Annotated in this window: 18 protein-coding genes; 7 read left to right on the top strand and 11 right to left on the bottom strand. The window is 60.0% G+C overall.

Going from position 1 to position 18,465, the window contains the following annotated elements; genetic code table 11:
• Window positions 1-375: 375 nt before the first annotated feature.
• Complete coding sequence (gene tal, locus AC1DKH_RS19130) at window positions 376-1,302, top strand: transaldolase (RefSeq protein WP_477763451.1); 927 nt, start codon at window positions 376-378, stop codon at window positions 1,300-1,302.
• A gap of 1,021 nt (window positions 1,303-2,323) precedes the next feature.
• Here tal and rssC read toward each other — a convergent pair.
• The 3 genes from rssC to AC1DKH_RS19145 all read right to left on the bottom strand — a co-directional run bounded on the left by rssC (window position 2,324) and on the right by AC1DKH_RS19145 (window position 5,068).
• Window positions 2,324-2,806 (bottom strand): anti-sigma factor antagonist RssC, encoded by a 483-nt coding sequence (gene rssC, locus AC1DKH_RS19135; RefSeq protein ID WP_477755957.1) that lies wholly within the window; start codon window positions 2,804-2,806, stop codon window positions 2,324-2,326.
• Entirely contained in the window at window positions 2,806-3,987 is a 1,182-nt protein-coding gene (gene rssB / locus AC1DKH_RS19140) for a two-component system response regulator RssB (protein WP_477755956.1), read from the bottom strand. The genes rssC and rssB overlap by 1 nt, the downstream gene beginning before the upstream one ends.
• A 391-nt stretch (window positions 3,988-4,378) precedes the next feature.
• The gene (locus AC1DKH_RS19145; protein WP_477798946.1) at window positions 4,379-5,068 is read right to left on the bottom strand and encodes an MlaA family lipoprotein; all 690 of its coding nucleotides are present in this window, start codon (window positions 5,066-5,068) and stop codon (window positions 4,379-4,381) included.
• 200 nt (window positions 5,069-5,268) lie between these two features.
• On the opposite strand from AC1DKH_RS19145, the gene AC1DKH_RS19150 reads away from it, so the two are divergent.
• Window positions 5,269-5,889 carry an HAD family phosphatase gene (locus AC1DKH_RS19150; protein WP_477798947.1) on the top strand — a complete coding sequence of 207 codons (621 nt, stop codon included), beginning with the start codon at window positions 5,269-5,271 and terminating at the stop codon, window positions 5,887-5,889.
• A 112-nt stretch (window positions 5,890-6,001) separates the two neighbouring features.
• Window positions 6,002-6,265: a DUF4404 family protein gene (locus AC1DKH_RS19155; protein WP_477755953.1), complete on the top strand. Its 264-nt coding sequence runs from the start codon at window positions 6,002-6,004 to the stop codon at window positions 6,263-6,265.
• 107 nt (window positions 6,266-6,372) lie between these two features.
• Here the strand turns inward: AC1DKH_RS19155 and queF are convergent, their stop codons facing one another.
• Complete coding sequence (queF, locus tag AC1DKH_RS19160; RefSeq protein ID WP_477755952.1) at window positions 6,373-7,203, bottom strand: NADPH-dependent 7-cyano-7-deazaguanine reductase QueF; 831 nt, start codon at window positions 7,201-7,203, stop codon at window positions 6,373-6,375.
• A gap of 61 nt (window positions 7,204-7,264) precedes the next feature.
• On the bottom strand, window positions 7,265-7,801 hold the full coding sequence (gene copI / locus AC1DKH_RS19165; RefSeq protein WP_477798948.1) for a copper-resistant cuproprotein CopI: 537 nt from the start codon (window positions 7,799-7,801) through the stop codon (window positions 7,265-7,267).
• Between the two features lie 155 nt (window positions 7,802-7,956).
• Here copI and AC1DKH_RS19170 point away from each other — a divergent pair, with 155 nt between their 5' ends.
• Together AC1DKH_RS19170 and AC1DKH_RS19175 are read left to right on the top strand one after the other, a co-directional pair.
• Window positions 7,957-8,637, top strand: a complete 681-nt coding sequence (locus AC1DKH_RS19170) for a heavy metal response regulator transcription factor (RefSeq protein ID WP_007995297.1) — start codon at window positions 7,957-7,959, stop codon at window positions 8,635-8,637.
• The gene (locus AC1DKH_RS19175; RefSeq protein ID WP_477798949.1) at window positions 8,637-9,986 is read left to right on the top strand and encodes a heavy metal sensor histidine kinase; all 1,350 of its coding nucleotides are present in this window, start codon (window positions 8,637-8,639) and stop codon (window positions 9,984-9,986) included. Before AC1DKH_RS19170 ends, AC1DKH_RS19175 begins: the two co-directional genes overlap by 1 nt.
• Window positions 9,987-10,145: 159 nt before the next feature.
• Here AC1DKH_RS19175 and AC1DKH_RS19180 read toward each other — a convergent pair whose 3' ends face one another.
• The 3 genes from AC1DKH_RS19180 to AC1DKH_RS19190 form a co-directional block, all read right to left on the bottom strand.
• Window positions 10,146-11,390, bottom strand: a complete 1,245-nt coding sequence (locus AC1DKH_RS19180) for a lipoprotein-releasing ABC transporter permease subunit (protein WP_150724713.1) — start codon at window positions 11,388-11,390, stop codon at window positions 10,146-10,148.
• A 63-nt stretch (window positions 11,391-11,453) separates the two neighbouring features.
• Entirely contained in the window at window positions 11,454-12,137 is a 684-nt protein-coding gene (gene lolD, locus AC1DKH_RS19185; protein WP_218428817.1) for a lipoprotein-releasing ABC transporter ATP-binding protein LolD, read from the bottom strand.
• Between the two features lie 7 nt (window positions 12,138-12,144).
• Window positions 12,145-13,395 carry a lipoprotein-releasing ABC transporter permease subunit gene (locus AC1DKH_RS19190; RefSeq protein ID WP_477798950.1) on the bottom strand — a complete coding sequence of 417 codons (1,251 nt, stop codon included), beginning with the start codon at window positions 13,393-13,395 and terminating at the stop codon, window positions 12,145-12,147.
• Between the two features lie 94 nt (window positions 13,396-13,489).
• Between AC1DKH_RS19190 and AC1DKH_RS19195 the strand changes: the two genes are divergently transcribed.
• Both AC1DKH_RS19195 and AC1DKH_RS19200 read left to right on the top strand, forming a co-directional pair.
• Window positions 13,490-14,071 carry a PilZ domain-containing protein gene (locus tag AC1DKH_RS19195; RefSeq protein WP_477798951.1) on the top strand — a complete coding sequence of 194 codons (582 nt, stop codon included), beginning with the start codon at window positions 13,490-13,492 and terminating at the stop codon, window positions 14,069-14,071.
• A gap of 14 nt (window positions 14,072-14,085) precedes the next feature.
• Window positions 14,086-14,808: a glycerophosphodiester phosphodiesterase gene (locus AC1DKH_RS19200; RefSeq protein ID WP_477756820.1), complete on the top strand. Its 723-nt coding sequence runs from the start codon at window positions 14,086-14,088 to the stop codon at window positions 14,806-14,808.
• Window positions 14,809-14,850: 42 nt separating this feature from the next.
• Here AC1DKH_RS19200 and sthA read toward each other — a convergent pair whose 3' ends face one another.
• From sthA to AC1DKH_RS19215, 3 genes are all read right to left on the bottom strand, one after another.
• Window positions 14,851-16,245 carry a Si-specific NAD(P)(+) transhydrogenase gene (gene sthA, locus AC1DKH_RS19205; RefSeq protein WP_007984277.1) on the bottom strand — a complete coding sequence of 465 codons (1,395 nt, stop codon included), beginning with the start codon at window positions 16,243-16,245 and terminating at the stop codon, window positions 14,851-14,853.
• Between the two features lie 207 nt (window positions 16,246-16,452).
• Entirely contained in the window at window positions 16,453-17,475 is a 1,023-nt protein-coding gene (locus AC1DKH_RS19210; protein WP_477798952.1) for an FAD:protein FMN transferase, read from the bottom strand.
• Window positions 17,476-18,081: 606 nt separating this feature from the next.
• On the bottom strand, window positions 18,082-18,456 hold the full coding sequence (locus tag AC1DKH_RS19215) for a hypothetical protein (RefSeq protein WP_477798998.1): 375 nt from the start codon (window positions 18,454-18,456) through the stop codon (window positions 18,082-18,084).
• Between the last annotated feature and the right edge of the window lie 9 nt (window positions 18,457-18,465).

The following is an 18,465-nucleotide window of genomic DNA, read 5'->3' on the forward strand; positions in this document are numbered from 1 at the left end:
TCAAAACATCTGCCAGATAACATTACACTTGTTAGCGCGAAGACTAACTTGAGCAGAGTATTAAGTGACTTTTTATAACAATTATTGAGCCTGCAATCGAACTATATAGACTTCAACAATATCGGTAATTACACGTAAGGTGCGGCGAGCGTTATCAGAGGATTCAGCAGTCAGATGATCTGGTTGCAAGGCGTTAACCGTCAGATCAGTTGAACCTGTGAGCCCGCCTGGCATCCTATTTATCGACACCGCGCCCCACCTTTCAAACACCTGTTTTCAGGTTGTCGCCGCAGGGGCCATCGATACACGTACACGCCCTTGAGTGGCTGTCAGCGCTCGGGTAATGTCATCAGACCCATAGGACAGAGCACGCCCATGACTTCCAAGCTGGAACAACTTAAGCAAATGACCACCGTGGTTGCCGACACCGGCGACTTCGAAGCTATCGCTCGCGTTAAACCCGTGGACGCCACCACCAACCCTTCCCTGCTGCTCAAGGCCGCGGCCATTCCGGCGTATGCCGGGCTGCTGAACGCCTGCGTCAATGACTGCAAGGGCGATGTGGGCCTGGCCAGCGACCGTTTTGGCGTGGCCGTGGGGCAAGAAATCCTGAAAGTGATCCCGGGCCGTATTTCCACCGAAGTGGATGCGCGCCTGTCGTTCGACACTGACGCCGTGTTGAAGCGTGCGCATCGCCTGATCGAGCTGTACGACAAGGCCGGTATTGGTCGCGACCGCGTGCTGATCAAGATCGCGTCCACCTGGGAAGGCATCCGCGCTGCCGAGATCCTGGAAAAGGAAGGCATCCAGACCAACCTGACCCTGCTGTTCTCCTTCGCCCAGGCAGCCGCTTGCGCCGATGCCGGGGTGTTCCTGATTTCGCCATTCGTAGGCCGCATCTACGACTGGTACAAGAAAGCCAACGGCAACGACTACACCGGCGCGGATGATCCGGGCGTGCAGTCGGTGACGCGCATCTACAACTACTACAAGGCCAATGACTACAAGACCGTGGTCATGGGGGCGAGCTTCCGCAATCTGGGCCAGATCGAGCATCTGGCCGGCTGCGACCGCCTGACTATCAGCCCGGACCTGATCGACAAGCTGGCGGCGGATACCGGCAAGCTGGAGCGCAAACTGGTGCCGGGCCATGCCGGTGAAGCGCGCCTGAGCCTCAACGAGGCGCAGTTCCGCTGGTTGTCCAACGAAGATGCGATGGCGACCGAGAAGCTGGCTGAGGGGATTCGTCAGTTCGCGCGGGATCAGGAGAAGCTTGAGGCGTTGTTGCAGGCCAAGCTGTGATCTGAGTGGGTGTGATGCAAAAAGGGCGAACCCTGGTGGGTTCGCCCTTTTTTGTGGGTGCGGAGTTCTTGCGGACGCCATCGCGAGCAAGCCCGCTCCCACAGGGATTTGCGGGATGGCTGAGGTCRTGTGCTGAACGAAAAACCTGTGGGAGCGAGCTTGCTCGCGATGGGGCCGTCAGCTTCAACATCTTCGCTGGCTGGCCCACCGCCATCGCCAGCAGGCTGGCTCCCACAATAATAATGCGGCGCACACGGGACCCTGTGGGCTGGCTGAGGTCGTGTGCTAAACGARGGACCTTGTGGGAGCGAGCCTGCTCGCGATGGGGCCGTCAGCTTCAACATCTTCGCTGGTTGGCCCACCGCCATCGCMAGCAGGCTGGCWCCCACAGGGATTTGCGGGATGGCTGAGGTCGTGTGCTGAACGAAAAACCTGTGGGAGCGAGCCTGCTCGCGATGGGGCCGTCAGCTTCAACATCTTCGCTGGTTGGCCCACCGCCATCGCRAGCAGGCTSGYWCCCACAGGGATTTGCGGGATGGCTGAGGTCGTGTGCTGAACGAAAAACCTGTGGGAGGCCAAGCTGTGATCTGAGTGTGATGCAAAAAGGGCCAGCCTTGGTGGGTTCGCCCTTTTTTGTGGGTGCGGGGTTCTTGCGGACGCCATCGCGAGCAAGCTCGCTCCCACAGGGATTTGCGGGATGGCTGAGGTCATGTGCTGAACGAAAAACCTGTGGGAGGCCAGGCTGTGATCTGAGTAGGTGTGATGCAAAAAGGGCGAGCCTTGGTGGGTTCGCCCTTTTTTGTTGATGTGGGGTTCTTGCGGACGCCATCGCGAGCAGGCTCGTTCCCACAGGGATTTGCGGGATGGCTGAGGTCATGTGCTGAACGAAAAACCTGTGGGAGGCCAGGCTGTGATCTGAGTAGGTGTGATGCAAAAAGGGCGAGCCTTGGTGGGTTCGCCCTTTTTTGTGGGTGCGGGGTTCTCGCGATGGGGCCAGTCCGGCCCACATCACCTCAGGGGATCAGTGCCGCTCCAGCGCATTCACCAGATCATGGAAGGCTTCACGATTGGTGTCGTTCAGGCCCATGAGGATTTTGTGCGCTTCAAGCACTTTGATCCGCACCACTTCTTCGGACTGATCCTGGTCTGGCAGGTCGTCCAGGCATTCCGGGCAGGGTACAGGCTGGTCGACGATGTTGAACACCTGCTCGAAGCCCATGGACTGCAGCAGACGGGTGATGTCTTCGTGGGTGGTGACGACGGTCGGCAGCAGGCCGACCTGTTGCCGCGACAGGATCGACAGCTTGGCCAGCAGGCCCAGGGTGGTGCTGTCGATGCTGCGGGTTTCGGTCAAATCGATCACGATCGCGTTGAAATTCTTCGCGGTGAAGATTTTCTCTATAGTCGCATCCAACGCCGAACACAGGGTCAGGCGAACTTCACCGACGAACTTGAGGACGAAGGTGCCGTCCTGCTCGGCGAACTGGATTCTACCAGTACTCATCAAAGATTCCTGCTCAACACCAACAGGGCGATATCATCCGGCATCTCCCCTAGCGTGGCCAATCCAAAAACCTGCCGCAGCCCATCCAGGGTGCCGCCCGCAGCCTTGACCCGTTGGGGCAACGCCGCCTCTTTTTCTTTGAGTGTGGGTTCTGGCAAAAGGTCCAGAATACCGTCAGACATCAGCGTCAGGCTGAACGTCGGTGGCAGTTCCAGCACGTGGTCTTCGTAGGTGGCTTCGTTGAAGAGGCCCACCGGCAGGCCACGCCCTTCCAGATAACGAACACTGTCTGGCGTGTACAACACTGGCAACGGCAGATGACCGCCGATGCTATAGGTCAACAAACCGGTCTCCTCGTCGATGACTCCACCGACCATTGTGACGTGTTTACCCAGCTTACAACTGATCAGGCCCCGGTTGATATGACCAAGAACCTCTGAAGGCTTGAATTCCGGCAAGGTGCCGCTGCGCCGGGACTCGAACAGCAAGCGCGTGGTCATGAACTTCAACAGCACGGTGACGAAGGCTGAAGAGGCGCCATGACCGGAAACGTCCGCCAGGTAAAAGGCTACCCGGCGCTCGTCGACCCGGAAGTAGTCGACGAAATCACCCGACAGGTACAGCGACGGGATGATCTGGTGAGCAAATTTGAACTCGTTGATGGTCCAGGGGCTGACCGGCAGCATGTTCATCTGCACCTGGCGACCGGCGTTCTGGTCCTCCTGGAGCAGGTTCAGGCTGGCTTCGAGCTCGCGATTGGCCTTCTCCAGCTTCTCGCGGTAGCGCTGGTTCTCCAGCAACAGGCGCGCACGATCCAGGGCCCGGCGCACAGAGTGCTCGAGCACGGCCAGATCTTCGAGAGGCTTGATCAGGTAGTCCGCTGCGCCCAGGCGCAGGGCTTCGACCGCGTCGTTCATCACGCCCGCACCCGAAACCACAATCACCGGCGTTTGCGGCGACAACCCGGTCACCTGGCGAATGAGTTCGAGTCCGCCCATCTGCGGCATGCGCAGATCGCAGATGACCAGGTCGGGCTTGTCTTGCTCGAATACCTGAAGGCCCTGCTGGCCATTGCTGGCCTGCAAGACACTGAAACCACTGTCTTCCAAATAGGCGGCGAGGCTCGCGCGCACTACTTCGTCATCATCGATTATCAGCAGCGTGGCACTGGTTTTTGGCATGTGGGCAAACGGCGCCAGAATTAGGTTGGCGTAGCAGGCGGGGACTTTGGCCCGGCGCTGACTACTGGATTCGCTTTCTAGCCTCTCTGTCGCACCGCTATCGGGCATTTGCCCTACACACTTGTACACCAGAGGTGCCCTTCTAAGGCGCAGACGGTACTCCCATCCGCGGGGCGTTTCAAGCTCACACCGATGGTCGCTTGACGTCTTTATTTGTCAAATCACCGAGAGTTATAAGAACAGGCAGATCCGTAACCCAATGGAAGGTTCGAACCCACGAGTCAAACCGGCCGGGACTACAGTGAAAAGCGTGATTACATCCGCATGCGGGTCTTCACAGACAAAAAAGGCGGCCTGTTGATGGCCGCCTTTTTCAGTTTACCGGTCGAGATCAGAAATCGTCTTCAACCTGACCGTCTTTCACCTTGAACTCACGGTTCTGCAAGTACGCATTGCGGATGAAGGTGTACTTGTCGCCGGTGATCAGCCTCTCGCTCGACAGCAGGTTGGCGCGGGTATCGACGACATCCAGGGCAAAGAACGAGTTACGCACCGGAATGTCGTTTACGTAACGATAAGCGCCGGTGTAGCTGTCGACGTACCTGGACGGTGCATCACGCAAGGTGCTTGGCCCCAGGAATGGCAGCATCAAGTAAGGGCCGCTGCCGACCCCCCAGTAACCCAGCGTCTGACCGAAGTCTTCGTCATTGCGCTGCAGGCCCATTCTGGTGCCGACATCGATGACGCCCAGCAAGCCGAAGGTGGTGTTGAAAATGATTCGTGCGCTATCAACACCTGCGGCGCGAGGTTTGGCCTGCAGGATATCGTTGGCCAGGTTGCGCACATCGCCGATGTTGCGAAAGAAGTTGTGAACGCCGTCTTCGACAAACTGTGGCGTTACGTACTGGTAGCCCTGGGCCAGGGGTTTGAGCGCATAGGTGTCGATCAGGTCGTTGAACTTGTAAATCGGGCGGTTGACGCTTTCCCAAGGATCATCTTCCGTGGCTGCCTGGGCAACGAACGGAACCAGCATCGCACTGGCGCATACACAAATCCTGGCTAGATGATTGCTCCAGCGCATAGAAAAAACTCCTTGGTTTGTACTGGCTCGGGCACTTGGCCCGGGCAATAAGTTGCCAAGTATAAGACGTAAACGCTGTTTAAGGCACTTTGCACCAAATCCACATCGAAGGAATCGTGCAAAATGCGAGCGATTCACGTCCATGTCACTCAACTGTCACCGTCGCCCGCTAGCCTTCAGGCTATTTCAGGGACGTCCACATGCCGCTCGCCGAAGCCTTGCCCCAAGCCGCACCCAGCCTGACCGCCGTACTGTTCGGTCTCAGTGGCTGCCTGGTGGATTTCGGCGCACACACGCACCGGCACGGCAGCCACTCGGCTGAACATGCCGAGGCCACACCCGGCGCACTGGATAGCCTGCGCAGCTTGCAGCGCCGGAAAATCCCCTGCGCCTGGCTCGATGAGCTGCCCCCTGCCCTGAGCCAACCCCTGGCCGCTGCGTTGCCTGAATGGATCAAGCAATCGCAACATCTAGCAACAAATACCCCATGGCCCGCCCCGAACGCCTGCTGGCAAGCCTTGATGACCCTGAATGTCGAGCGACTCGACGGCTGCGTACTGGTGAGCGGCGAACCCCGCCTGCTGCAAGCGGGGCTCAATGCCGGGTTGTGGACCATCGGCCTGGCGTCCTGCGGCTCGCTGTGCGGATTGACGCCTCAGGAATGGCAAGCGCTGACCCCGCAGGGGCGCGACATCAAACGCGCCAGGGCGACGATGCAACTGTTCGGCCTGGGCGTGCATTCGGTGATTGACCACCTCGGTGAACTCGACACCTGCCTGGCCGATATCAGCTTGCGTCGGCTCAAGGGCGAAAAGCCCTGACCGAGATCATGCAGGTTGCGCGCGAGTGGATTAATCTAAAGGTCAGGCATCGACCTTTGGCCTTCGGTCATGGTCTATGCCAGTGCCTATCGATTAAAGAAGGAAGAACGCCATGCCCGCCCGCGAACTGCAAGAACAGCTCAATGCCCTGCGCGAGCAATTGGAACAGAATCCTCCGCTTTCCGAAGCCGAGCGCGCTGACCTGCACGCGCTGATGGAACAGATCGAACTTGAACTTGAGCTGGAAACCAAAACCCAGGGATCCAGCCTCGCCGATGGCGTCAACCTGGCCGTGGAACGCTTCGAACTCGAACACCCTACCCTTGCCGGCACCCTGCGCAACATCGGGCAGGCCTTGGCCAACATGGGGATCTGAACCCGACAATGCCTTTGTAGGAGCGAGCTTGCTCGCGATGGAGTGTCAGCTACCTTGGCGTCTACTGACACACCATCGCGAGCAAGCTCGCTCCTACAATTGGATCTTTATTGACGGACCAGGCGATGGTTCGGCAGCTGCACCTCTTCGGTGCTGCGGTACGGGTTGATATCCAGCCCGCCACGGCGCACATAACGCGCATACACCGTCAGTTTCTCCGGCTTGAGCAACCGCTGCAGGTCGAGGAAGATCCGCTCTACACACTGCTCATGGAAGTCCGAGTGCTGGCGGAAGCTGACGATGTATTCGAGCAGACTCGCGTGATCCAGCGCCGCGCCACGGTACTCCACCGCCACGCTGCCCCAGTCCGGCTGGCTGGTGACCGGGCAGTTGGACTTGAGCAAATGGCTGTGCACGCTCTCCTCGACAATGCGCGAATCATCGCAACGCAGCAGTTCCGGCCGTGGATGCTCGTAGTTGCTGACGCTGATATCCAGCTCATCGATGCACACGCCCGGCAAGGCCACGACGCCTTCGCTCTCGACATCCTTGAGACTGCGAATGCGCACGCCCACCGGCTTGCCGGCAGCCGCCGACAAATCCTTGACCAACGTCGCCTCAAGGCTCGCGGTATCGGCAAACGGCGTCTGGTTCAGGGAGTTGAGGTACAGCTTGAACGACTTCGACTCGATGATGTTCGGCGAATCCGCCGGAATGCTGAATTCGCCGATCGCCACCACCGGCTTGCCCGACGGCAGCAGCCAGGACAGCTCGAAGCAGTTCCAGAAGTCCACGCCTTTATACGGCAGGGTTTCAGCCGTCAGGCCCAGTTCCGCCCACTTCGCGGTGCGCGGGATCGGGAACAGCAAGGACGGCGTGTAGGTGGCGATGTATTCGCTGGACTTGCCCAGCGGCGAGTGTTCGGCTGCGGGATGCATGGCGGAAACCTGACTGAAGAATCAGTGGATTCTATCAGCCTTTGCTCCCGCCTTTGAGTGCTTACTGACTGACAGTCAGTTTGCCGACCATGCCAGCCTCGTAATGACCGGGGATGTTGCAGGCAAATTCGAGGCTGGTGGCCTTGCTGAAGGTCCAGGTCAGCTCGGCGGTCTTGCCCGGCTCCACCAGCACGCTGTTCGGGTCGTCATGCTTCATGCCGTGGTCCATCGAACCGTGATCCATGCCGGCCATGTTGCCGTGGTCCATGGCCTTCATGCCGGTGGGTGTCAGCATGCCGCTCTGTTGCATCTGCAACATTTCCTGCTGGTGTCTGGCGTGCATCGCCGCATCCCCCAGGTTGAACTCATGCAACAACTGGCCTTTATTGACCAGCACGAAGCGCACGGTTTCCCCGGCCTTGATGTCGATGGCCTGCGGCGTGAATGACATGTCCTCCATCACCACCTCGATGCTGCGGGTCGCCTTGGCCGCCGGGGCCGGCTGACCGAAATCGTAGCTATGCCCGGCGTCCGCCCACACCGGTGAACTCAGCGCCAGCAAACACAGGATGTGCGCCACGGACTTGCGTAAAAACATCGTCATACTCCAACAAGATAAGGCTCAGCATGGGGAAAACTCTAAACTGCTGCCACTGCCCGCAACCTGACAGCCAGATTACAACTTTGTCAGGTTGACCTGTATGAACGCTGCCCACGGTATAAAGCGTTCGTTCCATCTGCCAAGAGCTGCCCATGAAACTGCTGATCGTCGAAGACCAACCGAAAACCGGCCATTACCTGCGCCAGGGCCTGGCCGAGGCCGGGTTCAACACGGAACTGGTGGCCGACGGCAACACCGGCCAGCAATTGGCCCTCAGCGGCGAATATGCCCTGCTGATTCTCGATGTGATGCTGCCCGGTCGTGACGGCTGGCAGATTCTGCAAGCGGTGCGCAGCGCTGGCCTGGACACGCCGGTACTTTTTCTGACAGCACGTGACGCCGTGGAGGACAGGGTTCACGGCCTCGAACTGGGCGCCGATGACTATCTGGTCAAGCCGTTTGCCTTCTCCGAATTGCTGGCGCGAGTGCGCAGCCTGTTGCGTCGCGGCAGTGCCACGCCGCAGGAGACCAGCCTGCAACTGGCCGATTTGCGCCTGGACCTGATCCGTCGCCGGGTCGAACGCAGCGGCCAGCGTATCGACCTGACCGCCAAGGAGTTCGCACTGCTGGAAATGCTCCTGCGCCGCCAGGGTGAAGTCCTGCCCAAGTCGCTGATTGCGTCCCAGGTGTGGGACATGAATTTCGACAGCGACACCAATGTCATCGAGGTGGCGATCCGTCGTCTGCGCCTGAAGATCGACGATGAATTCCCCAACAAACTGATCCACACCGTGCGCGGCATGGGTTACGTCCTCGAAGAGCGCCCCGCCTGATGCGCCGGCTGTCCTTGAGCAGCCGCCTGGCGCTGTTGTTTGCCGCCTGCACCGCCGTGGTGTCGTTGTTCGCCGGAGTGCTGTTCAGCCGCGCCAGCGAGGCGCACTTCATTGAGCTCGACCAGCAACTGCTGGACGGCAAACTGATTGGCTTGCGTCGGGCCTTGCACGACTTCCAGTCGAGTGACAGCGAAACGAAGCTGGCGGAGGAATTGAGCCGGCAGGCTGGCCTGCCCCTGCGAATCACCGGCAGCGACGGCCAGCGCTGGTATGACAGCTCGACCAACATTCCCCAGGTATTGCCGCGCCAGCCCGGATTGTCGACGGTAAGCCATGACGGCATGGATTACCGCGTCCTGAATGCACCGCTTTTCGCGGACAAACCCGAGTCACCGCAACTGACCTTGCTGCTGGACATCACCCACCACCAGCACTTCCTGCAACGCATGCAGCATTTGATCTGGCTGACCGTCGGCCTGTCGGCCCTGGCTACCGCCCTGCTGGGCGCCTGGGCGGCACGCAGCGGCTTGCGCCCGCTGCGGCGGATCAGTGCGGTGGCCAGCGGTGTTTCCGCGCAATCGCTGAACGCGCGGTTGCCTGAAGAAAACATGCCGCCGGAACTGGCGGAAATGGCCCACAACTTCAACGCCATGCTCGGACGCCTCGACGACTCGTTTCAGCGCCTGTCCGCGTTCTCCGCCGACATTGCCCATGAACTGCGCACGCCATTGTCGAACCTGCTGACCCACACCCAGGTCACCCTCACCCGCCCGCGCCCCCTCGAGGACTATCGCGAGGCCCTGCACAGCAACCTCGAAGAATTGCAATGGATGGCGCAACTGGTCAATGACATGCTCTATCTGGCCAAGGCTGACCATGGGTTGTTGATGCCCAAACGCGAGCCTTTGGAGCTGGGACAGGAAGCGGATCTGCTGCTGGAGTTTTTTGCGCCGCTGGCCGAAGACGCCCGGGTCACGCTCACCCGCGAAGGGCTGGGCCGCATGGAGGGTGATCGCAGCATGTTGCGGCGGGCGTTGTCGAACCTGCTGGACAACGCACTGCGCTTCACCCCGGCCGAGGGCGAGGTTCGGGTGCGAATCGTCGATCAGCCAAAAGAACTGCGCCTGACCGTTGAAAACACGGGCCTACAGATTTCAGAAGATCTATTGCCGCGCCTGTTTGACCGGTTTTACCGGGCCGATCCTGCGCGTCGTGAAGGCAGCAGCGAACATGCGGGACTGGGACTGGCGATCACCCAGTCGATCATCCGTGCCCATGGCGGGCAGATTCGCTGTGAATCGGAGAAGGGGTGGACGCGGTTTGTGATCGAGTTGCCAAGGGGGGATTGAGGCCGGCAGTTCCGGCCTCATCGCGAGCAAGCTCGCTCCCACAGTTGACCGAGTTGACTCAGATCTAATGTGAGAGCGAGCTTGCTCGCTCCCACTGTTGACCGAGTTGACTCAGATCTAATGTGGGAGCGAGCTTGCTCGCGATGGCGGTGTGACGGGTTACGAATACCGAAGAGCGTAAGCCGGCTCGATCTTCGCCGCCCGCCATGCCGGGTAAACCGTGGCCAGGAAGCTCATGACGAAGCCCGCCGTGCAGATCAGCGCCACATCCGCGCCTTGCAGCTCGGACGGCAGGTTGCTGACGAAATACACGTCGGAACTGAAGATATGCTGCCCGCTGACCCGCTCGATCCAGCCCACGATCTGGCTGACGTTCAGCGCGGCAATCACGCCTAACACACCGCCAATCAGGGTGCCGACGATGCCGATCACCGTGCCCTGCACCATGAAGATCGCCATGATCTGCCGTGGCGTGGCGCCGATGGTGCGCAGGATCGCGATGTCCGCGCCCTTGTCGTTCACCACCATGATCAGGGTCGCGATGATGTTGAACGCCGCCACCGCGACGATCATCAGCAACAGCAGGCCGATCATGGTTTTTTCCATTTTCATTGCGCTGAACAGGCTGCCCTGGGTGTGGGTCCAGTCGTCAGCCTTGTAGGCGGCGCCCAGCCCCGTGGCGATGTCGCTCGACACTTGCGGCGCGGCATACAGGTCCTTCACCGCCAGGCGCACGCTCTGCACCTGATTCGGCTCCCAGTGCTGCATCTGCGCGGCATCGGCCATGTGGATCAGCGCCATGGTGCCGTCCAGCTCCGCACCGACCTTGAACACGCCGACCACATTCAGCCGCTGCATGCGCGGGGTAATGCCGCCCGGCGCATTGCTGACTTCCGGCACGATCAGGGTGATCTTGTCGCCGACGTTCAAGCGGAAGCGGCGCGCCGTGATCTCGCCGATCACCACGCCGAATTCGCCCGGTTTCAGGGCTTCGAGACTGCCCTGGACGATGTGCTTGGCGACGATCGACACCTGGCCTTCCAGCGCCGGGTCGACACCGCTGACCTGGATTGGCTGCATCGTGCCCTTGTAGGACAGCATGCCCTCCATCTCGGTGAACGGCACTGCCGCCGTCACTTCCGGGTTTTTCATCGCCGCCGCTGCCACGGGTTTCCAGTCATCAATCGGATTGACGCCGACGATGGTGGCGTGCGGCACCATGCCGAGGATGCGCGAGCTCATTTCGCGCTGGAAGCCGTTCATCACCGACAGCACCACGATCATCGCCAGAACGCCGAGGGCGAGGCCGATCATCGACGTCATCGAGATGAAGGAAACAAAGCGATTGCGGCGCTTGGCGCGGGTATAGCGCGTGCCGATAAAGATCGATAACGGTCTGAACATTCGCTGGGGCACCGTATGGAAATAATAGACCCGACGCCTTTCCAGACATCGGGTTTCAGCCAATCAGATGGGAGTGAGACAGCCTTCCTGCAGGTGCAGGACGCGGTCCATCTGGCGGGCCAGGTTCATGTCGTGGGTCACCACCAGGAACGCCGTGCGCATCGAGGTGCTGAGTTCCAGCATCAAGTCCTGAATGCCCTGGGCGGTGTGGGAGTCGAGGTTGCCGGTTGGCTCGTCGAGCATCACCAGGCCCGGTGTGTTCACCAGGGCGCGGGCGATGGCCACGCGCTGACGCTCACCACCGGACAATTCGGCCGGCTTGTGCTCCAGGCGATGGCCCAGCCCTACCCGCTCCAGCAACGCCGTGGCACGCTGGCGCGCTTCGGGGATCGCGGTCTTGCCGATCAGCAGCGGCATGCAGACGTTTTCCAGCGCGGTGAATTCCGGCAGCAGGTGGTGGAACTGGTACACGAAGCCGAGGGCGCGGTTACGCAGCAGGCCGCGTTTCTTCTCGCTCAACGCCGACAGTTCCTCGCCGTCGAGCCAGACGCTGCCCTTGGTCGGCGTATCGAGGCCGCCCAGCAGATTGAGCAAGGTACTTTTGCCCGAGCCCGACTTGCCGACGATCGCCACGCGCTCGCCCGGGTGCAACTCCAGTTGCAGGTCGGCCAACACTTCCACCGACTCCGGACCTTCCTCGTAGGACTTGCCCAGGCTGCGGCAGCTCAAGATTGCTTTATCACTCATGCCCGACTCACTCATAACGTAGCGCCTCCGCAGGCTGGGTGCGCGCGGCACGCCAGGCTGGATACAGGGTGGCGAGGAAACTCAGGACCAACGCCGCAGAGCAGACCATCACCACGTCCTGGCTCTGCACTTGCGATGGCAGGTAATCGATGAAGTACACGTCGGCGTTGAGGAACTTGTGGCCGATCAGGCCTTCGAGGGCCGAGATCGCGGCACTGACATTCAGCGCGGCGAAGATCCCGACCACCGCGCCGATCGCGGTACCGACCACGCCAATGACCGTGCCTTGCACCATGAACGTGCGCATGATCGTGCCCGGCGTGGCGCCCAAGGTGCGCAGGATCGCGATGTCGCCCTTCTTGTCGTTCACCACCATCACCAGCGTGGAAATGATGTTGAACGCCGCGACCGCGACAATCAGCAGCAGCAACAGGCCGATCATGGCTTTTTCCATGCGGATCGCCTGGTACAGGTTGCCGTGGGTGCGGGTCCAGTCGCGGGCGTAGTAGCGGTCTTCACCGAGATCGCGGGCGATGCTCCACGCGGTGCGCGGTGCCTGGAACAGGTCGTCGAACTTCAGGCGCAGGCCCTGGACCTGATCCGGTTTCCAGCGGTGCAGCCGGGCCAGATCCTGCAGGTTGGTGACGCCCAGATAACCATCGAGCTCGCCGGCGCCGACATGGAAAATGCCGACCACGGTAAAGCGCTTCATGCGCGGGAACATCCCGGCCGGGGTCACGGTGACCTCCGGTGCGACGAAGGTCAGCTTGTCGCCGATCGCGGCTCCGAGCTTGGTCGCAGCCTTGTCGCCGATGACGATGCCAAACTCGCCCGGCACCAGATCGTCGAGTTTTCCCTGGGTCATGAAGTGATCGATGATCGACACCTGACGCTCTTGCGCCGGGTCGATGGCATTGAGCAGGACTTTCGAGACCTTGCCGTTATTGGTCAGCAAGCCCTGCATTTGCGTAAACGGCGCCACGGCCGCCACCTGCGGGTTCTGCTTGACCTTGGCCGCCAGGCTTTGCCAATCGCTGATCGGCTCGCCGGACTCGATGGTCGCGTGGGGCACCATGCCCAGCACGCGGGTGCGCATCTCATGATCGAAGCCGTTCATCACCGAGAGCACCACGATCATCACGACCACGCCAAGGGCGAGCCCGATCATCGAAGTCAGGGAAATGAATGACACAAAATGATTGCGACGCTTTGCACGGGTGTAACGCGTGCCGATAAATACGAAGAGAGGTCTGAACATGTCGGGGCTTGTTCGGAGGGAAAAGGAACGTCCTTGTGGCGGGGGTCGATAACCAGCTTTACACTCAGACCACCGCCGCTACCATGGGTTCGCCATGTCGACATTAGATGAAGAAGATCGCCGCGAATACTACCGTATCGAGGATACGATCGCACTGGAAATTCGGCCCCTGTCCGCTCGCGAAGCCGCAGGCCAAGAAGTGTTGCAGGATGCTTCCCCGCTCTTCAACTTGCTCAGCGAACTGCACCTGAGCGAATTCGAGTCGCAACACCTGTTGCGCCAGATCAGCGAACGCGACCGCACGACAGCCGCATTCCTCAAATCCCAGAACAAACGCATCGATTTGCTGAGTCAGGTCGTCGCTCTGACAGTGCTCGGGCAGATCGGCGAACCGCGGCCGGTGATCATTTCCGAAGGCGGCATCGACTTTCAGCATCCACATCCCATCGCCGCCGGCGCACGCCTGTCGGTCAAGCTGGTGCTGATGCCGCAAGCCCTGGGCCTGCAGCTGCGCGCTCGCGTCACCCACTGCGACCGCAGGGGCGATGGCTATGACGTCGGCACCGAGTTCGAACACCCGACCGACGCCCAGCGCCAACTGCTGGCCCGCCACATCTTGCAAAAGCAGGCCCAGGAACGACGCCAGGCCCGCGAACAGCTCGAATCAGGCAATTAATTTAAGGAAGAACCGTGACCCTCATCTACGGCCATCGCGGCGCCAAGGGCGAAGCACCGGAAAACACCCTGACCAGCTTTCAGGAATGTCTCAAGCACGGCGTGCGTCGCTGTGAACTGGACCTGCACCTGTCCATGGACGGCGAGTTGATGGTCATCCACGACCCGACCCTCAAGCGCACCACGGACCGTCGCGGCAAGGTCGTCGAACACACGGCGGCCGAGCTGGTGACGTATGACGCACGCAAGGGCGGCCCGGACTGGATCAAGCCGTGCCCGATTCCGACGCTGGAAGAACTGTTCGAGAAATGCGACTTCGATCACTGGCAGTTGGAAGTCAAAAGCGCATCGAGGATGCGTGCCGCGACCACCGTGCTGGCGATTCGCGAAATGGTGCAACGTCATGGGCTGATGGACAAGGTGACCATCACCTCGAGTTCCCGTGAAGTGCTGAAGGCTGCGCTGGAACTGGTGCCGGACGTGTCCCGCGGGCTGGTCGCCGAGTATGCCTGGCTCGACCCGCTGAAGGTCGCGGCCAGCTATGGCTGTGAGATTCTGGCGCTGAACTGGACCCTGTGCACGCCGGAACGCCTGCAAAGGGCGCAGCGTCAGGGGCTGCATGTGTCGGTGTGGACCGTCAACGAGCCTGCGCTGATGCGCAGACTCGCCGACTTCGGCGTTGACAGCCTGATTACAGACTTTCCCGGTTTGGCCACCGCCACCCTCGAGAATTGCTGAAATCGGTCTCCCCGGCCGGCTCAGGCCACCGGCCGGAGCCGCTCAAAAAAGCCGGTTGAGGCCGTCGTACGCGGCTACCCGATAGGCTTCGGCCATGGTCGGGTAGTTGAACGTAGTGTTGACGAAATACTTCAGCGTGTTCAGTTCGCCCGGCTGGTTCATGATCGCCTGACCGATGTGCACGATCTCCGACGCCTGATAACCGAAGCAATGAACACCCAGCACTTCCAGGGTTTCACGGTGGAACAGGATCTTCAGCATGCCTTGCGGCTCGCCGGCGATCTGCGCCCGCGCCATGCTCTTGAAGAACGCCTTGCCCACTTCGTACGGCACCTTGGCCTGGGTCAGTTCCTGCTCGTTCTTGCCGATCGAGCTGATCTCCGGAATGGTGTAGATGCCCGTCGGCACGTCATTCACGAAACGCCAGCTGCCGTTATCGACGATGCTGCCAGCGGCCGAACGGCCCTGGTCATGGGCGGCACTGGCCAGGCTCGGCCAGCCAATCACGTCACCGGCACCGTAGATATTCGGCACGCAGGTGCGGTACGCCTCGTCGACTTCGATCTGGCCACGGCTGTTGACCTTCACGCCGATGTTTTCCAGACCCAACTGATCGGTGTTGCCGGTACGACCGTTGCACCAGAGCAAGGCGTCGGCCTTGATCTTCTTGCCGGACTTGAGGTGCAGGATCACGCCATTGTCCACGCCTTCAACGCGGTCGTAGTCTTCGTTGTGGCGAACCGTGATGTTGTTGTTGCTGAAGTGATAGCTCAACGCCTGGGAAATTTCCGAGTCGAGGAAGCTCAGCAGCTGACCACGGTTATCCACCAATTCAACCAATACACCCAGACCGCTGAAGATCGAGGCGTATTCGCAACCGATCACGCCGGCGCCGTAAACGATGAGTTTGCGCGGGGTGTGGCCGAGGCTGAGGATGGTGTCGCTATCGTAGATACGCGGGTGGTGGAAATCGATGTCCGCCGGGCGATAAGGGCGCGAACCGGTGGCGATGATGATGTGCTTGGCCACCAGTTTTTCGACCACGCCGTTGGCGCAGACCACTTCGATGGTTTGCTCGTCGGCGAAGCTGCCGGTGCCGAAGAACACGTCGACGCGGTTACGGGCGTAGTAGCCGGTACGCGAAGCGACTTGTTTGGAGATGACCTTCTCGGCGCTTTTCAACACGTCCGGGAACGAGAACCAGCGCGGCTCACCAATGGCCCGGAACATCGGGTTGGTGTTGAATTGCATGATCTGCCGCACCGAGTGACGCAGTGCCTTGGACGGGATGGTGCCCAAGTGAGTGCAGTTGCCGCCGACCTGGCGACGGCTATCGACCATCGCCACCTTGCGCCCTGCCTTGGCGGCGTTCATTGCCGCGCCTTCTCCCGCCGGGCCGGAACCCAACACCACCACGTCGTAGTTGTAGACAGCCATGCGTACTCCTCAGAACAGGCCGCGGCACCCTCGGCGCCTGCGGCTAAATCACGCCAATGCGTGGCATGAAGGAACAATTTGGGGCCAGTGCAGAACCCGGACACAGTCTATAGAAGCGTCAACGCCGCGCACATTAACCCTTGGTCGCGTCGTAGGCTACTTTTGCCTGCGCTACAACGCCAGTTTTCAATGCTCAAATCGCCGAAATCATTCGGTTTTTTCGCCACTGAGGCGTTCAAAAGCGTGACTGCTGCGTGTGACGAAACCTGTATCGGCACGAATCACAAAAAATGCGCCGATATCGTGCTTTTCTGCGTAGTCCCAACCGCGCTCCGGACCAAGAATCAACAACAGCGTCGATAAGCCATCGGCCATCAACGCTGAAGGATGAATCACCGTGACCGATGCCAGACGGTGTGAGATCGGCGCACCGGTGCGCGCATCGAAGGTGTGGGAAAAACGCTGGCCGTTCTGCTCGAAATAATTACGATAGTCGCCGGAAGTGGACAGGCCATAACCGTCGACAACAATGACGCGCTCGGCCACTTGCCGGTCATCCCGCGGTTCCTCCAGGGCGATGCGCCATGGCGAGCCGTCGGGCTTCTTGCCAGCGGCCTTGAGTTCTCCGGTGACTTCGACGAGGTAATCGTGGATGCCTTTTTCCTCGATCCTTGCAGCAATCGTGTCAACGGTGAAACCGGCGGCGATGCTGTTGAAATCGACCTCGACCGCGGCGTCCTTGCACAACTGGTCGCCCTCGATGCGCAAGTGTTCGTGACCGACCCGCTTGCGAGCTTCGGCCAGCGCTTCAGCGGTCGGAACTTTTTCCCCGCGGGCCTGCGGACCAAATCCCCAGAGGTTGAGCAACGGTTCCACCGTCAGATCGTAGGAACCTTCACTTTGCACTGACAGCTGCTCACCCACGCGGACCAATTCGAGGATCGACGCCGGCATTGCCTGACAACCGTTCACAGGCAACGCATTGAAGCGTTCTATGTCCGAGTCGCTGCGGTAGGTCGACATTTGCCGGTCAATGTCAGCGAGGATCTGCTCAACCTGGACACGGACCTCGTCCGGCGCCGGCAGGCCGGCGTGGCGCACATACTTGATCGAATAAGTGCTGCCCATGGTGGGACCGCCGAAGGTTTCCAGAGTGTCGCCATTGCCGCAACCAGACAACAGGACGATCAACACAAAGCACCATATCCGCCAGATCAACAAATCCTGCATCCCCCGAAGCCCCCCTGACACACCATCGAGGCTCGCCATTATGCGATAGAAACTGTGGGAGCTTGCTCGCGATGGCGGTCTGTCAGGCGACATCAATGTTGAATGTGATGGCCTCATCGCGGGCAAGCCCGCTCCCACAGGGTTATCAGGTGTACGCAACATCTGCGGGTATCCAAAAATCATTGTGGGAGCGAGCTTGCTCGCGATGAGGCCATCACATTCAACATCGATATTTCTGTCAGACCGCTATCGCGAGCAGGCTCGCTCCTACATTGGATGGCTGGCGTAATCACTACCGCGCAAACACCACCAAWCYCTGTRGGAGCGAGCCTGCTCGCGATGAGGCCATCACATTCAACATCGATATTTCTGTCAGACCGCTATCGCGAGCAGGCTCGCTCCTACATTGGATGGCTGGCGTAATCACTACCACGCAAACACCACCAATCCCTGTAGGAGCGAGCTCGCTCGCGATGGTCGTCAACGATAACGCATGCTTACCAGCTAAACGCAGCGCTCTTGGCTGCATCATCGGAACGCCGCCCGGAGCAAGCTCGCTCCTACTAAATACTTGACCGAACAGCAACGGCTGCAAACGGGGTCTTTTCATGGAGTCGCGGTATCGGTGACGCATTGTTTCAGTCGATCCGAATCCGTGCCACTGCCTTCGCTGCGATCAATGTCGCCGTTGGCATCAAGGTAGATGTGCGTATTGGACCATGTCGGGGTGATATTTACGCAGTGTCGGAGATCTTTATCGCTCCACCAAGAGATCTCCATGAAAAACTTCTCATCTGGAAACAAGAACCCATGATCCCGTGTGCTGCTGCCTGGAGGGAGGCCTCCTTTGTAAATCCGGTGTTGCACATTCCAGATGAACCGCAATTCGTCTTCGCCATTCTTGGAGTAATGAATCGTCGCGGCGGGCAGCACAATAATTTGCCAGAGGGCGATTAGCAGAAGAACCACCAATGGCAGCAATAGTGGTAT

The sequence above is a fragment of the Pseudomonas sp. 05L36 genome, from assembly GCF_056398125.1.

Bases quoted from the DNA above. Each gene is read 5' to 3' on its own strand.
- queF (WP_477755952.1), bottom strand. From the start codon at position 7,203: ATGCATCCCGCAGCCGAACACTCGCCGCTGGGCAAGTCCAGCGAATAC.
- AC1DKH_RS19180 (WP_150724713.1), bottom strand. From the start codon at position 11,390: ATGTTCAGACCGTTATCGATCTTTATCGGCACGCGCTATACCCGCGCC.
- AC1DKH_RS19145 (WP_477798946.1), bottom strand. From the start codon at position 5,068: ATGCGCTGGAGCAATCATCTAGCCAGGATTTGTGTATGCGCCAGTGCG.
- lolD (WP_218428817.1), bottom strand. From the start codon at position 12,137: ATGAGTGATAAAGCAATCTTGAGCTGCCGCAGCCTGGGCAAGTCCTAC.
- AC1DKH_RS19170 (WP_007995297.1), top strand. From the start codon at position 7,957: ATGAAACTGCTGATCGTCGAAGACCAACCGAAAACCGGCCATTACCTG.
- rssC (WP_477755957.1), bottom strand. From the start codon at position 2,806: ATGAGTACTGGTAGAATCCAGTTCGCCGAGCAGGACGGCACCTTCGTC.
- AC1DKH_RS19150 (WP_477798947.1), top strand. From the start codon at position 5,269: ATGCCGCTCGCCGAAGCCTTGCCCCAAGCCGCACCCAGCCTGACCGCC.
- tal (WP_477763451.1), top strand. From the start codon at position 376: ATGACTTCCAAGCTGGAACAACTTAAGCAAATGACCACCGTGGTTGCC.
- sthA (WP_007984277.1), bottom strand. From the start codon at position 16,245: ATGGCTGTCTACAACTACGACGTGGTGGTGTTGGGTTCCGGCCCGGCG.
- AC1DKH_RS19190 (WP_477798950.1), bottom strand. From the start codon at position 13,395: ATGTTCAGACCTCTCTTCGTATTTATCGGCACGCGTTACACCCGTGCA.
- AC1DKH_RS19175 (WP_477798949.1), top strand. From the start codon at position 8,637: ATGCGCCGGCTGTCCTTGAGCAGCCGCCTGGCGCTGTTGTTTGCCGCC.
- AC1DKH_RS19210 (WP_477798952.1), bottom strand. From the start codon at position 17,475: ATGCAGGATTTGTTGATCTGGCGGATATGGTGCTTTGTGTTGATCGTC.
- copI (WP_477798948.1), bottom strand. From the start codon at position 7,801: ATGTTTTTACGCAAGTCCGTGGCGCACATCCTGTGTTTGCTGGCGCTG.
- rssB (WP_477755956.1), bottom strand. From the start codon at position 3,987: ATGCCAAAAACCAGTGCCACGCTGCTGATAATCGATGATGACGAAGTA.
- AC1DKH_RS19195 (WP_477798951.1), top strand. From the start codon at position 13,490: ATGTCGACATTAGATGAAGAAGATCGCCGCGAATACTACCGTATCGAG.
- AC1DKH_RS19155 (WP_477755953.1), top strand. From the start codon at position 6,002: ATGCCCGCCCGCGAACTGCAAGAACAGCTCAATGCCCTGCGCGAGCAA.